At 50.3% G+C, this 13,982-nt stretch carries 12 protein-coding genes; all 12 read right to left on the bottom strand.

The genetic code is table 11. The features are described 5' to 3' along the window. Nucleotides 1-7: 7 nt before the first annotated feature. Complete coding sequence (gene tssL, locus DSM2777_RS13985; RefSeq protein WP_061554272.1) at nt 8-667, bottom strand: type VI secretion system protein TssL, short form; 660 nt, start codon at nt 665-667, stop codon at nt 8-10. Continuing rightward, nucleotides 664-2,013 carry a type VI secretion system baseplate subunit TssK gene (gene tssK / locus DSM2777_RS13980; protein WP_061554271.1) on the bottom strand — a complete coding sequence of 450 codons (1,350 nt, stop codon included), beginning with the start codon at nt 2,011-2,013 and terminating at the stop codon, nt 664-666. Before tssK ends, tssL begins: the two co-directional genes overlap by 4 nt. Nucleotides 2,014-2,031: 18 nt before the next feature. Continuing rightward, nucleotides 2,032-3,585, bottom strand: coding sequence for a type VI secretion system contractile sheath large subunit (gene tssC / locus DSM2777_RS13975; protein WP_061554270.1), 1,554 nt, complete (start codon nt 3,583-3,585; stop codon nt 2,032-2,034). Between the two features lie 25 nt (nt 3,586-3,610). After that, nucleotides 3,611-4,111 carry a type VI secretion system contractile sheath small subunit gene (gene tssB, locus DSM2777_RS13970; RefSeq protein WP_025802730.1) on the bottom strand — a complete coding sequence of 167 codons (501 nt, stop codon included), beginning with the start codon at nt 4,109-4,111 and terminating at the stop codon, nt 3,611-3,613. A 959-nt stretch (nt 4,112-5,070) separates the two neighbouring features. Beyond that, the gene (locus DSM2777_RS13965; RefSeq protein ID WP_061554269.1) at nt 5,071-5,715 is read right to left on the bottom strand and encodes a hypothetical protein; all 645 of its coding nucleotides are present in this window, start codon (nt 5,713-5,715) and stop codon (nt 5,071-5,073) included. A gap of 609 nt (nt 5,716-6,324) precedes the next feature. Continuing rightward, nucleotides 6,325-6,915 carry a cob(I)yrinic acid a,c-diamide adenosyltransferase gene (gene cobO, locus DSM2777_RS13960; RefSeq protein WP_046457914.1) on the bottom strand — a complete coding sequence of 197 codons (591 nt, stop codon included), beginning with the start codon at nt 6,913-6,915 and terminating at the stop codon, nt 6,325-6,327. Between the two features lie 17 nt (nt 6,916-6,932). Beyond that, complete coding sequence (locus DSM2777_RS13955; protein WP_061554268.1) at nt 6,933-8,579, bottom strand: fumarate hydratase; 1,647 nt, start codon at nt 8,577-8,579, stop codon at nt 6,933-6,935. A 160-nt stretch (nt 8,580-8,739) separates the two neighbouring features. Then, on the bottom strand, nt 8,740-9,663 hold the full coding sequence (locus DSM2777_RS13950; protein WP_061554267.1) for a LysR family transcriptional regulator: 924 nt from the start codon (nt 9,661-9,663) through the stop codon (nt 8,740-8,742). Nucleotides 9,664-9,695: 32 nt separating this feature from the next. Then, complete coding sequence (gene cobT, locus DSM2777_RS13945; protein WP_061554266.1) at nt 9,696-10,760, bottom strand: nicotinate-nucleotide--dimethylbenzimidazole phosphoribosyltransferase; 1,065 nt, start codon at nt 10,758-10,760, stop codon at nt 9,696-9,698. Nucleotides 10,761-10,819: 59 nt separating this feature from the next. Continuing rightward, entirely contained in the window at nt 10,820-11,578 is a 759-nt protein-coding gene (gene cobS, locus DSM2777_RS13940) for an adenosylcobinamide-GDP ribazoletransferase (protein ID WP_061554265.1), read from the bottom strand. Between the two features lie 25 nt (nt 11,579-11,603). Beyond that, a complete protein-coding gene (locus DSM2777_RS13935; protein ID WP_061554264.1) occupies nt 11,604-13,139 on the bottom strand; it encodes a cobyric acid synthase in 1,536 nt (511 codons plus the stop codon). Beyond that, nucleotides 13,136-13,981 carry an ATP-binding cassette domain-containing protein gene (locus DSM2777_RS13930; protein WP_061555397.1) on the bottom strand — a complete coding sequence of 282 codons (846 nt, stop codon included), beginning with the start codon at nt 13,979-13,981 and terminating at the stop codon, nt 13,136-13,138. The genes DSM2777_RS13935 and DSM2777_RS13930 overlap by 4 nt, the downstream gene beginning before the upstream one ends. Nucleotide 13,982 lies beyond the last annotated feature (1 nt).

Genomic DNA, 13,982 nt, shown 5'->3' with positions numbered 1-13,982 from the left:
CGTCCCTTTATGGCTTGGCGGGTAGCAGCGTGGTAACCAGCGTTGTGAGATAGCTATGGAAGCCCCACCAAACACCGGCCAGAATCACTACCGCCGCAACAACATGAACCCAACGCGAATGCAGCCAGCGATAACGTCGCGAAGCCGCAGCGTTTACCAGCAGCGGTGCGCTTTGATCAACGTCCAGCGGCGCTACGCGCTGGCTAAGTTCAGCCACCAACTGTTGGCGCTCCGGCGTATCGTTTTCGCCGTAGACGCCACGAAATCCCAGCATCAGCACACGGTGAAAACAGGTCAGCACGGCCATGTTTGGCGCGGGCTCACGCAGCACTTCGCGCATGCGTTGATAAAGCAGTTCACCGGCCTGTAAGGTTTGAAAGAAGTGGGCCTGCAACGGCATCGCGTGCCAGGCAGAGTAGCCATCGTCTTGGGGACGCCCTAACACCGTTTCATCCAGCAAAGCACACTGGGCGTAACGAATATGATCGATAGCACTCTGATGCATGCCCGCTTCTTTCAAAGTCTGTTCGGTACGTTCGATATTTTTCGTGCAATGCTGCCAAAGGGTTTGGCCATGCTCGACCGGAATCCCTTGGCGCAGTTGGACCACCAGCAGCCACGTGTCTTGCAGCAGCTCGTCGATATCAATCACGCTCTTTTTACTCATGCTCTCAGCACCGCATACAGTTCAAGTTGCACATCCGATAAGGTTCCCGGTACGTAAAACGCACACACGCCAGAGGCCAACATCGCCGTCGCCGTTGGATGTTTGAGATCCAAAGCGAAATACTGATTTTCCAGACGTAGCGGAATGGCAGCAGGGACATGGCTGAGTGGAATGAGCGGAACGCCGTTGAGGGCAACGTTGATCAAATTATTGACGTCATCCGGCGCGCCCACTTTGCACAGCAGTGGGAACTGGGTTTGCAGCAGATGAGCCGGTAACGCTGAGCGAACCGAAAGATAGAAATCCGCCTCTTCGCGCAGACGAGCGTCGTTTAACGCAGCCTGCCACTGGTTCGGACGGACCTTTTCCAGTTCGAGGGCGATCACGCGTGACGGCAAGCTGGCTTCTAACAGCGTGCTAATCAGGCTGAACAACGGCGGGAATACTGAGCTTAAACGCGCGTGGTCATAGGCCGGAATGGCATCCATATCGTGCTCTAATGAAAAAGTGAGCAACGCACCGGCCAGCTTCACTAATTCGCGATAAACCAGCTCGGGATGCAGCGCCGGATGGGTGAGGAAATCATTCAGCACCGGCTGATAGCTGTTCAGCGCATTCAGCAGCCAAAACAACGACACATCGGCGACGGCAAAATCGGCCATGCGCTGATTACTTTCACGGCGCATTCCCATCAGACGCGTGCGTTTGGCATGTAATTGGGTCAATAAACGATCCAAATAGCTCACCAACGCAGCGTGCGCACCGAACTGAAGCAGCGGTGGAACAAACTGCGGATCGACACCCCAAACGCCCTGCACGTCGCGCACTAAACGCACCGCGGGACAGGTTAGGTAGTCACCGTTTTCATCCCCTTCCAAACGCAGCGTAAGCGCATAACGCGCCACCGCAATGGACTCGGTATCGTTACCAAAAATGTCCTGCACTGACGCCCAATCCTGACGATAGCGAATGGGACGATCGGCTTTGGCATCCGTCGGTAGGCAGTTACCGCCGTTGGCATGTTCCAGCGGCAGCGCCAGCAACAGCGTGGCACTTTGTGCGTCGGCAGGTAACACCTGCGCTAAATCCAGCGCAGGTGGCAACAGATCTGCCCGTTCACTGTCGAGCAGCGTACCGTCCTGAAAGCGGACGCTAATGCGATCCGCTTTCAGTTTGCCCAGCCGTAATGCGTCCTTGTCAAACTCAGCAGCCAAGATCCCCCAAGGGTGAACCAGTGCCAGATGAGCGATACACTCATTGGTGTACGCCTCCCAGCGCGCCTGCTGTTGGAACTGCTGCGGAGACAGCAATGTCCCAGCAGCCCATAACGGACGGTCAATTTTCATCTTTGCGCTCGGTCCCGATTAGGCTTTGGCTTTAGGCATCTGCGAAACCAGAGACAGGTTCACATCCATGCCTTCCACTTGGAAATGCGGAACCGCAAACAGCTTCACGCGGAAGAAACCTGGGTTATCTTCGATGTCTTCAACGGTCACTTTGGCATCGCGCAGTGGATGTGACGCCTGTAAGTCATCAGCCGGATCGGTCATTTCAGTCACCAGCCCACGGATCCAGTTATTCAGTTCCAGCTCCAGCAGACGGCGGTCTTTGGTGGTACCGATATTTTCGCGCTGGATCAGTTTCAGATAGTGCGCAATACGCGATAACAGGAAGATGTACGGCAGACGCGCGTTGATACGGCTGTTAGCCGTGGCGTCGTGGGTTTCATACAGCGCCGGTTTCTGCGTGGAGTTCGCCGAGAAGAAGCACGCGTAGTCGCGGTTTTTGTAGTACGACAGCGGGATGAAGCCCAAGTTAGCGAATTCAAACTCGCGGGTTTCAGGGATCATCACTTCAGACGGGATTTTCACCTGATTACCGGTGCCCAAATCGTAAAGATGAATCGGCAGATCGGTAACGGCACCACCGGCCTGTGGGCCACGAATTTGCACACACCAACCGTTGTTGATGAAGCTTTTCACCATGTTGGCGGCGAAAGCAAACGAGGCGTTAGTCCACAGATATTTCTCGTGATCTGGGCCCTTCACCTCTTCCACGTAGTTAAAACTACGCACAGGGATAGTGTCTGGACCATATGGCAAGCGGCCTAATACGCGCGGCATGGTTAAACCGATGTAGCGTGCATCGTCGCTCTCACGGAACGATTTCCACTTCAGGTACTCAGCACGGTCAAAGTAGTTGCCGATATCTTTGATAGCAGCCACTTCTTCCATAGTGTCTTTGCCGAAGAACGCAGGGCCAACAGAACCAATGAACGGCATATGCGCGGCAGCAGCCACTTTGGAGATATTACGCAGCAAAGCGATATCCTGCGGGCCACGGCCAAACTCATAGTTTGAGATAGTGGCGGCAATAGGCTCACCGCCTGGGGTGTCGTATTCCTGAATGTAGGTATGGGAATACAGGCCGCTTTGGGCAATTTCTGGCGCGTCTTCAAAATCCTGAGCCAAATGATCTTTGCTCACGTCCAGCAGCTCAATGCGAACGTTTTGGCGGAAATCAGTTTGGTCAATCAGGGATTTAACGCCACGCCACGTGGATTCCACGCGCTGAAAATCAGGGTGGTGCATCACGGCATCTAATTGGCTGCTAATCTGAGCATCCAATGCGGCAATGTGGCCATCCAGCAGGGTTTTATCCAGTTTTTCGACTTTTTGTGCCGACTGTTTCAGCAGATCTAAAAACACGCTCACGGCGGCGGTAACACGCTCGTCGGCGGAAGTTTCTGCCAGCCCTTCGTTATTTTGGAAGATTTCAATACCGGTCAGCGATGAAACCGGGCTGAGATTGATTTTTTCAAACAGTGACACATAAACGCCCTGCATGATAGGTGCTTCATTTTCCAGCACAGCGGTAGCATTACCCTGCGCATTTTTTTCCTGTACAGACATCAGCATTTCCTTCTCTTATCCAACCCGGTGATTAACAGTCTTGCGGCGCCAATGCCGCCAATTCCGCACGCAGTTCATCGCTCAAAGCGTCGTCTTTGAGAATATTTTCGAGTTCACGGCGGAAGGTGGCGTTGTCGAGCAGGTTTGATTTGAGATCGCGTAACAGATTACGCATGGCGAGCAGTGCACGTAGCTGAGGGATCTGGCGAGCGACCTGTTCAGGTTCAAAATCTTTCATATCGTTGAAGGTCAGAGATACCGCAGTATCTGTGCCGTCACCGGCCAAAGTATCTGGCACCGCCATTTTAATGCTTGGCTGGAATTCACCCAGTACGCTATTGAAGTTATTTTTATTAATATCGATTTTGCTGCGTTCGGAAAGTGGACGTTGTTCTTTACCGTTGCTATAGTCGCCCATTACCAGTAATTTCAGCGGCAGTTCAACTTTCTTCTGTGCTCCACCGGTATGTAAATCCAATTTGATATTTACGCGAGCCTTGGGTACTTCATTTTGGAAACTTGATGAAGCCATTTACTGTCCCTTACAACTGAAAATTAAGGATAACTGCCAGTCGTGACAAACATTCCCTGCCTTAAATTAAAGCACCGTATACAGGTGGGTTAATTGCGAATAAACGGCGTAGTCAAAACGTTCATCGATTGGCGATATTGAGTATCTCTAGTACATATTTAATTCATGAGGAAAGATGAGTAAGCAAATACTCAATGGGGGAGTTTAAGAAGTTTTATAGATTATTAAGAAATACTTAACTGTTACAGAATGTAACGAAAAGATCGTTTTGTGACGTAGATCATCTAGTTGAAATGTAAGATATTTCTTACGTGAAAAAGCAATAACCCTTGCGCTGCAAGGGTTTAAGGCACCTTATTCACGGCTTAATCCTAGTCATTTATCGGAATGAAAAAATAAGATATTTCCTCTATGGAATAAACCAATAAATGACTATCAAACCACACTGGAAACTTTGCGTTTGAAATATAAAACCCAAATGAACAGCGTCAATTCAAGCGGGCAAAAGACGTTTATTATTTTGTTTAAACCGGATAATGACGACCAATATGTCCATATAATATGGATGTTTTAGCCCCCCATTCTAAGCGCTGATAAATAATCACTCTCCATTTAAAGTACGTTTAAAAATAGGAGTTTTCTTGCAGGTATTGCGGATAATCTGAAATATACAACTCGAAAGTATATTCCTCCGTTTATCGCTGATAGTGTATATACCAATTTAATAAACGAGTAATAAGTCATTTATATAACCTTTCGCTGTATACAGCCCCATATAGCGAACTTACCGATATGTTTGGCATATTGAGCTTTAAAGTCAATAAAGTGCATTCGCTCGCGGGATAAAATAAAGATCAAAAAATAGGCGGCGATAGTTTTTAAGACATAAAAAAGCCTCGCAGAAGGCAAGGCTAAATATGTCAGGCTGTTGGACTGACACGGCGCGCAGGAGCGTGCTATTAGATGCTCTGATGCAGCTGGGAAGCGGCGTCAGAGGTGCTGTTCGGCTCTTTTAACATACCAATCAGCAGGTCAATCTCGGTTTTGTTCTTGAGTCCTAGCTTCTTCTTGAGATAAGAGCGTCGGTTTAAGATATTTTTGTAGCCGTTGCCCTTATCTTTCGCCTGCGAACAAACAGCATCCCAGTCCATCAACAACGCCGCAAATTTATTGGAGATATGCTTTTGCAAGCCAAGATAAATTTGCGAAGACAGCGTATTCACTAAATAGCCACGCGAAGTGCTCTGAATGATGTAGGAGAGCGCTTGTAGGTCGCCGATGCACGCGATATTAAGCTCTGGGAAATCTAGCGGATAGCGATGTGCTATCTGAGCGTCTTTATTGTCAACGATCAGAACGATACGGCTGCGGTAGCTTTCATCGGCCAAACGCTGGAGTAAATACTGGACATCAGCGGCGCACGTTAGCACCGTATCAATTAGCAGTAGTTTAGGCCGAATGATCAGAACCGCTACGGCAGTTTGTATGGGATTTTGAAACTTGAAGTTTGGGCTGGTTCGAGGTGTCGCTGTACGGCATCCAGTGATGCTCGCAATAGCCGACTGCATGAAGTGCGAGCGACTGAACAAGAATACGTCATCCATGATGTCCCCCAAGCAGGGTGCTTCAGCAAAGCATTCACTCAACACCGCATTAACAAGATAGATTATTCACCCATTCTATCAATGGGTATTTCGATAATCAATTTCGATCAAATCTGATCTATTGATCGTCAACACCAATCACAGCCAATCAAAATCGCTCAATTGATCGTCATAATCTATCTTCAATTTTAATCATAACTAGTCATGCCATTGATTTTTAATAAAAAAATCAATAACCTTATAAATTACATGCATAAATCACATAACATTAACAACACAAACCGTTAGGGATTTATTTTTTTCATCCAGAAAAAACAAAATTTAATCCTATTTAGAAAGTTCTTAGAGATAAACAACACTATAAGAAAAGCTTAAGCAATACGGTCTTGCACTGAGATAGCAAACCAATTGCTTGCTTTATTGCCTAGGCATACATTGACTATAGTCACTGTCTAGCCAAAGCGAGGGGAAATTTCATCATTTCTTTTTTGCGAAGAGGCACTGTTGGTGACTTGGATGGTGCAGATTAATGGCTTTTATTGGGAAATTATTCAGAGAGCAAGAGAAAGGCCACACCCTGTGGCGTGGCCCTTGTTATTTCGACGAGCGTTACCAATCAATACCCGCCTGTGCCTGAATGCCGCTATCAAAGGCGTGTTTAACCGGTCGTAGTTCACTCACCGTGTCTGCCAACGCAATGAGATCTCGGTGACAGGCTCTTCCCGTGATCACCACATTTTGCTGAGCGGGTCGATTTTCAAGCGCGGTTAACACCTCATCCAATGCCAAATAGCCATAGGTGAGCATATAGGTCAGTTCATCTAAGATAACCAGCCCATAGGCAGGGTCCGCCAGCATGCGCTTACCCTGCTCCCACGCCGTTACCGCCGCTCGCGTATCTGACAATTTGTCTTGAGTATCCCAGGTAAAACCGGTGGCCATAATATGAAACTCAGCCCCGGCGCGTTCGAGAAGATTACGTTCGCCGCTCTCCCACTCCCCCTTGATAAATTGCACCACGCCGACCTTCATACCGTGACCGATTGCCCGTGCCGCCGTACCGAAAGCCGCAGAGGTTTTACCTTTGCCATTGCCGGTAAACACAATTACGATCCCGCAGCGTTTCGTGGCTGCCGCAACCCGCTGTTCAACGCGCTCTTTGAGCTGCTGTTGACGTTGTTGATAGCGTTCTTCACTCATGACAATGCTCCTATTGGCTATTTTTGACAGCCTGTGCATGCCTTCATCTGAATTTGGTCGAAGAATGAATGGCCCTTGTCATCCACCAAAATAAACGCAGGGAAGTTTTTGACATTCATTTTCCATACCGCTTCCATGCCCAGCTCGGGGTATTCAAGGCACTCAAGGCTTTCAATGTATTCCTGTGCCAGTATCGCCGCCGAACCACCGATACTGCCCAGATAGAAGCCTCCATGCCGTGCGCAGGCGTCGGTAACCTGCTGGCTACGATTACCTTTGGCGAGCATCACTAAGCTTCCGCCGTGAGATTGGAAAAGCTCCACGTAGCTATCCATGCGCCCACCGGTGGTCGGCCCCATCGAGCCTGAGACATGTTCGTCTGGTTTTTTGGCGGGTCCTGCGTAATACACAGGATGATCTTTTATATATTGCGGCAGCGGCTCGCCCTGCTCTAAGCGTTCTTTAAGCTTGGCATGCACAATGTCACGCGCCACAATCAGCGGCCCGTTGAGCGACACGCGCGTCGACACCGGATAGCGCGAAAGTTCTTGCTGGATCTCTGCCATCGGGCGATTTAGGTCAATATCGACCACCTGCCCTTCTTGATGCTGGCGCATCGCCTGCGGAATGTAGCGCTCAGGATGGCGTTCTAACTTCTCAAGCCAGATGCCCTGCTTGTTGATTTTGGCTTTGATATTACGATCTGACGAACATGAAATAGCCATGCCAATCGGGCACGATCCACCGTGGCGCGGCAGACGAATAACGCGCACATCATGCGCGAAATATTTGCCGCCAAACTGTGCTCCTAAACCAAACTCGCGGGAGGCCTCAAGCAAGCTCTGTTCTAGATGCGTATCGCGAAATGCCTGACCGTACTCATTGCCGCTCACCGGCAGCGCATCGAAATATTTGGTTGAGGCCAACTTAGCGGTTTTTAACGTTTGTTCCGCCGACAAACCACCAATCACAAAAGCAATGTGATACGGCGGGCAAGCCGCTGTACCCAAGCTTTTCATTTTTTCGATTAAAAACGCGGTGAGTTTTTCCGGCTCAAGAATGGCTTTGGTTTCCTGATACAGCGCAGCTTTGTTGGCTGAACCGCCGCCTTTATTCACGAACAAAAATGAATACTGCGCGCCGGTGGTGGCAAAAATATCAATTTGTCCGGGCAGGTTGGTGGCGGTATTCACTTCGTTGTACATATCCAACGCCGCATTTTGTGAATAGCGCAGATTGTCTTGGCGGAAGGTATTAAAAATACCGCGTGATAGCGCTTCAACGTCGTCGGTATCGGTCCAAACATACTGGCCCTTCTTGGCAACAATCGTTGAGGTTCCCGTGTCTTGGCAGTTGGGCAAAATGCCTTTCGCCGAGATCTCCGAATTGCGCAGGAGCTGTAACGCCACATATTTATCGTTTTCGCTGGCCTGCGGATCTTGCAGAATAGCCGCGACCTGTTGTTGATGCGCAGGGCGTAAGAAAAAGGATGCATCATGAAACGCCTGTTGCGAAACCAGCGTTAACGCCTCAGGTTCTATTTTAAGCACTTCCTTGCCATCAATCGTAAAAGTAGACACGTATTTATCGGTAAGGAGGTAATACTCAGTTTTATCATCAGAAAGAGGAAATATCTCTTGGTAAAAAAAATCATTTTTATGCATTATTTTTACTCAATAAATTAAAAAAATAGTCGCAAGAGGTTCTTGCTAACCATGGGGCGCAACAAATAATAGATTGTTTGAAAATTGAAAATATAAAAACAATTCCAATTATTATTTTATTAAATTAAAAATCAATTGTTCAATTTTCAACATATGATGCTTAACTGTGAACACCTGTTCTTTTTAATTCCTCGTCATTCGATTTTTCATGCACCCAGCGGCTAAATTTCTGCAAACTGCGTAATCCTCGCTTGCCTTCTTTATAAGTTAAAATAAAGTGGTTTCCGGTACTCATGGGTAAATCGCAAGGGATCACCATATCGCCGTTTTCAAGATCTTTATGAATTGCAAAGCGCGGCAGCAGCGCAACGCCTAAATTGGAACGTACCGCAGAAATCAGCATCGAGAGTAGGTCAAAGCGCGGCCCCATGCGTACCTGCGGGCTGCTCACTCCGGATAACGCAAACCAGTCGTGCCACGAATCCAGCCGTGTAGTCTGGTGTAACAACGTGAATTCATCCAGTAACTGATCCGCACGCATCACCTCTTTATCGTCACGCCACAGCATTCGGCTACAGACTGGAACTAACTCCTCTTCAAATAAATGTTCATTTTCAGCCCAAGGGCTACAGAAGTCTTCGCGCATAATCACAGCGTCATAGCGTAGATTTAAAAAATCGGCGGGTGTGGTTAGCGCAATTAAATTAAGCACTATCTCCGGATTATTTTCATGAAAGTCACTCAGGTTAGGGATCAGCCAGTGTGTGCTAAACGTTGGTGTGACCGCTAATTCCAAAATCTGTTGCGTAGATTGATAGGACATAATACTTTGCGTATCGCGTTCCATCTGTTCTAACGTATCTCTGACGAGGTCGAGATAATAACGGCCTGCGTCGTTAAGAAAAATACGTTTACGCACATGATGGAATAAAGACACGTTAAGAAATTCTTCTAAGGCGGTTATTTGACGGAATACCGCACTCTGCGTTAACGCTAATTTCTCTGCCGCACGCGTGTAGCTTTCATACTGTGCCACGGCTTCAAACGTCACTAATAGATCGGTCTTAGGAATTTTACAGCGCATGTTGATACACCCATTAATTCATAATTAAAAAATCAGTCACGTAACGGCGACGGCGGTAAACTAAAACCACTGCTCGTTTGCTGCCCCATATCGCAATACATGGCGCAGGCGGCGCTAATCACCGACATGGCCATCGCGGCACCGCTGCCTTCTCCCAAGCGCAGCTCCAGATATAAATACGGAATAAGGTCAAGATGCGAAAGCGCCACCGCCGCCCCTTTTTCCGCCGAAAAATGCGAGGGAATACAGTAATCTCGTACCTGTGGTGCCAGACGGTACGCGGCCAGCGCTGACGCATAAGAGAGGAAGCCATCCAGCACAACGGGCACACCCGCGGCGGCGGCTCCGAGGATCACGCCGGTCATACCCACCAGATCAAAACCACCGACTTTAGCCAGCACGTCTACGGCATCATGTGCATTCGGTTGGTTGACCTCGATGGCGCGCCGCACCACGCTTTCTTTATGTGCCACCCGCGCCAAAGGAAGGTTCGCGCCGATACCGACGACGTCATGAGGATCGGTATCGGTCAGCACGCTGATCATGGCCGACGCGGGCGTGGTATTCGCAATGCCTAACTCACCGACGCCAAAAACTGATATCCCCTGTGCCACGCGCTCTTGCACCAGATTAGCGCTGGCAATCAGCAACTGCTCTGCCTGCGGGTAGCTCATCGCGGGCCCGCGAGCGATATTCCCACAGCCACGCGCCAGCTTCAGCGAACGCAGATTGGCGATCGGCTCGGCATCAATACCAATATCAACCGGCAGCACGTGCGTATTGCTATTTTTGGCCAGCGCACAGACGCCGGTGAGCCCCTTTTGCATGTTTCGAGCCTGGATCGCCGTGACATTTTTAGGCGTGACGGCAACCCCTTCATCAAACACGCCGTGATCGGCGCACATCACGATAATCTCTTTGTTGAGATTGGCTAAATCCGCAATCCCCGACATGCCTGACAGCTGAATCGCAAGCTGTTCCAAGCGCCCCAAACTTCCCGGTGGTTTGGCTAACGCATCCACAAATTCCGCAGCCTGCACCATTTTCTCCTGATCTAAGGGACGGATCCTTTGAATAATAGAGTCCAATGTGTTCATGCTTTTTCTCGTTATGGTGGCGCATAAGGCGCAGGTTATTATCCGGTGTTGTGGTGGTGCTAAACCCAAAGCAGTGCTAAAAGGAAAATCATTTCGCCCATCTCTTCTGCCGCGCCCAGCGTGTCTCCGGTTTGCCCGCCGAGGTGATGGCGGAAATAACGCGCCAGCGCATAAATAGCCGCGAAAGTGATGACCAGCGCCGCCAGCGCCTGACGACCGCCCAACATCCCCACCAGCAAGCAGCCGATGACTAACGTCGTCGCCGCCTCAAAACGCGATATTTTACCGATATAGATGTTGCCCATGCCGTCACCTTGGCGGGCGTAGCGCTGTCCATACATCACCAGCACCATCGCGGTTCGCCCCGCCACGCAGGCGCAGCTTAAAAAGCCAAATAACAGCCATGGAGACAAATGGGAAAGCGACACCACCGCCAGCGTTTTCGTGACCACGCAGAAAATCAGGGCGAGGCCACCGTAGGTGCCAAGGCGGCTATCTCGCATAATTTCCAGCATCCGCTCGCGCTGGCGGGCAGAGAAAATGCCGTCGCAGGTATCGGCTAATCCATCCAGATGAAAACCACCGGTCAGCGGCGTCAACGCAAACACGTAGCCCAACGCGCCAATAAAAATCCCTCCGCCTGACTGGCTAATAGCCAGTGAAACCCCAGCGGCCAGCATCCCCACCATCAACCCCACGATAGGAAATGCAGGAACACCACGCCCGTATTGCTGAAAATCAGCCCCCTCGGCCCAGCGACTTGGTACCGGCAGGCGGGTAATAAATTGCACCGTGGCCCAGAACATCGTCAGCGTCATTGGATATAGCTCCCGTGAATCGGCCTCATCGCTGTGGTTCCTGATGCTGGCGCATCAAGGCGTAGATACGGTCGATATCCAAATGCACGCGCATGTTGGAAGCCAGCGCGTCAAACTGCGTTTCTTTATGGCGCGAATAGTCGAAGTTTTTATCGTCTAGCGGCTCCAGACCTTTTTTCTGCCTCAGTTGATTGAGTAAAGATCGGGTGAACCGATTTTGATCAAACAAGCCATGCAAATAGCTGCCCGCTACGCTGCCATCGTGGTTTAGCGCGCCGTCGAACCACGCTTCCGCTTGGCCATTCTTAACCTGCATATGCGCAAACGGACGGGCATTTTCACCCAGAGTAGAAACCCCCATATGGATTTCGTAACCCGTCAGAGGTTGGTCACAGCACTGAGCTAACAGGCCGTTGAGGTGTGAGCCTGAAACGCCCGCCACCTGCGCAGTTTTTTTACTCGGTTCAAAACAGGTATCCACATCCAGCAAGCCTAATCCGCACATGTGACTTAGGCCGGACTCCACTTCATCGAAGATCTGATTACCCAGCATTTGATAACCGCCACAGATCCCCATGATTGCGGCGCCTGCGCCGTGGGCTTTTGTAATCGCACGATCCAGCCTGCGTGCTCTTAGCCAGCTAAGATCGCCGAGCGTATTTTTACTGCCCGGCAAGATAATCAGATCCGCGCCCATAATTTCCTGCGGATCGACGGCGTAGCGCAGACGCACATCCGGCTGCACCGAGAGCGGATTAAAATCGGTGAAGTTGGCGATATGTGGAAACTGAATCACCACCACGTCCAGATCGGCTGCTTTGGCGGAGGAATATTTTCCGACCTGTAGCGCCACTCCGTCTTCATCTTCCAGATCCAGCGATAGCCACGGCAGAACGCCCAGAACCGGAACCTGAGTCAGCGCTTCAATCTGCTTGATTCCAGGCCGCAACAGCGCAATATCACCGCGAAATTTGTTGATGATGACGCCAATGATCCGCGCCCTTTCCTCGGGTTTGAGCAACGCTAAGGTGCCATAGATAGAAGCAAATACCCCGCCGCGATCGATATCCGCCACCAGCAATACCGGCGCGCCAGCGGCCTCAGCCATGCCCATATTCACGATGTCTCGATCGCGCAGATTAATCTCTGCAGGGCTACCCGCACCTTCCAGCACCATGATGTCGGATTCACTCGCCAGCTGTTGATAGACGGTTTTAACCTGCTGTTGTAGCTGAGGTTTATAGTGATGGTATTCCGCGGCATCCATATGGCAGGCCACTTTTCCCATCACAATGACCTGCGCTTTGCGATCGCTCGTCGGCTTGAGCAGCACCGGATTCATGCGCACATCGGGCGCAACGCCCGCCGCCTGCGCCTGAAAAATCTGCGCTCGCCCCATTTCATCGCCCTGCGCGGTGATCCCTGAGTTCAACGCCATATTCTGTGATTTGAAAGGCTTACAGCGATAACCATCCTGCATAAAAATACGGCAAAATCCGGCGACTAAAACGCTCTTTCCTACGTCAGAGGCGGTGCCTTGAACCATTAACGAAATGCTCATTCTTCTTTCCCCTTCCAGTGCCGCAGCACCGCGATCATTTCCTGTTCAGTTTTGCACAGCGGCAAACCCGCCTCACAGTGCAGTTTCACCAGCCAAGGCTGTTCTAAACCGGCACTTTCCAGCAGCGTTTTATTCACTAAAACCTCCTGCGGTGACCCCGAACTCAGCACTTCGCCATTCGACAACAGATACAGTCCGTCGCAGATTTGGTAGATAAGATCGATATCGTGACTCGAAATAATGATGCGTTTGCCTTGCGCCACGATCTGCTCAATGATCGCCAGCATCTTGCGTCGCCCCGACGGATCGAGTCCGGCAGTCGGCTCATCCAGTAACAGATAGTCGGATTGCATAACCAGCGCACCGGCAATCGCCACCCTTTTTTTCTGGCCGAAGCTCAAGCACTGCACCGGCGTGTGACGGAAATGTTGGGCATCAACCAAGCGCAAAGCCCAGTCGGTACGGCGCTTAATCTCCGCCTCTTCAATCCCCAGGTTACGCAGGCTGAAGGCGATATCATTTTCGACATCGCTGTAAAAAATCTGCTGGTCGGGATCTTGAAATACCGTCACCACGCTTTGGCGCAGCGCCCGCAGACCTTTTTTGCTGTAGACCAACGGTTCATCGTCCCACCACACCTCGCCCTCTTGGGGCTGATAGATACCCGAGAGATTCATAAACAGCGTTGATTTTCCACTGCCGTTCGCGCCGATAATGCCGGTAACGTTGAAGTGGCTGAAATCTAACGTCAGGTGCTTTAAAACCGGCTTATCTTGATAGCTAAAACACAGCGTGCGCGTGGCTAATCCGCCGTCGATGTTTGGTTTGGTGCCCGTTTGCATA

The sequence above is a fragment of the Obesumbacterium proteus genome, assembly GCF_001586165.1.
GTDB lineage: Bacteria > Pseudomonadota > Gammaproteobacteria > Enterobacterales > Enterobacteriaceae > Hafnia > Hafnia protea.
The sequence above is the reverse complement of the archived record's forward strand: the minus strand, read 5'-3'. Positions and strand labels throughout refer to the sequence as shown.

Coding starts and splice junctions, on each gene's coding strand:
- cobT (WP_061554266.1), bottom strand. CDS start 10,760: ATGAACACATTGGACTCTATTATTCAAAGGATCCGTCCCTTAGATCAG.
- cobO (WP_046457914.1), bottom strand. CDS start 6,915: ATGAGTGAAGAACGCTATCAACAACGTCAACAGCAGCTCAAAGAGCGC.
- tssC (WP_061554270.1), bottom strand. CDS start 3,585: ATGCTGATGTCTGTACAGGAAAAAAATGCGCAGGGTAATGCTACCGCT.
- DSM2777_RS13965 (WP_061554269.1), bottom strand. CDS start 5,715: ATGGATGACGTATTCTTGTTCAGTCGCTCGCACTTCATGCAGTCGGCT.
- DSM2777_RS13930 (WP_061555397.1), bottom strand. CDS start 13,981: ATGCAAACGGGCACCAAACCAAACATCGACGGCGGATTAGCCACGCGC.
- DSM2777_RS13935 (WP_061554264.1), bottom strand. CDS start 13,139: ATGAGCATTTCGTTAATGGTTCAAGGCACCGCCTCTGACGTAGGAAAG.
- tssK (WP_061554271.1), bottom strand. CDS start 2,013: ATGAAAATTGACCGTCCGTTATGGGCTGCTGGGACATTGCTGTCTCCG.
- tssL (WP_061554272.1), bottom strand. CDS start 667: ATGAGTAAAAAGAGCGTGATTGATATCGACGAGCTGCTGCAAGACACG.
- tssB (WP_025802730.1), bottom strand. CDS start 4,111: ATGGCTTCATCAAGTTTCCAAAATGAAGTACCCAAGGCTCGCGTAAAT.
- cobS (WP_061554265.1), bottom strand. CDS start 11,578: ATGACGCTGACGATGTTCTGGGCCACGGTGCAATTTATTACCCGCCTG.
- DSM2777_RS13950 (WP_061554267.1), bottom strand. CDS start 9,663: ATGCGCTGTAAAATTCCTAAGACCGATCTATTAGTGACGTTTGAAGCC.
- DSM2777_RS13955 (WP_061554268.1), bottom strand. CDS start 8,579: ATGCATAAAAATGATTTTTTTTACCAAGAGATATTTCCTCTTTCTGAT.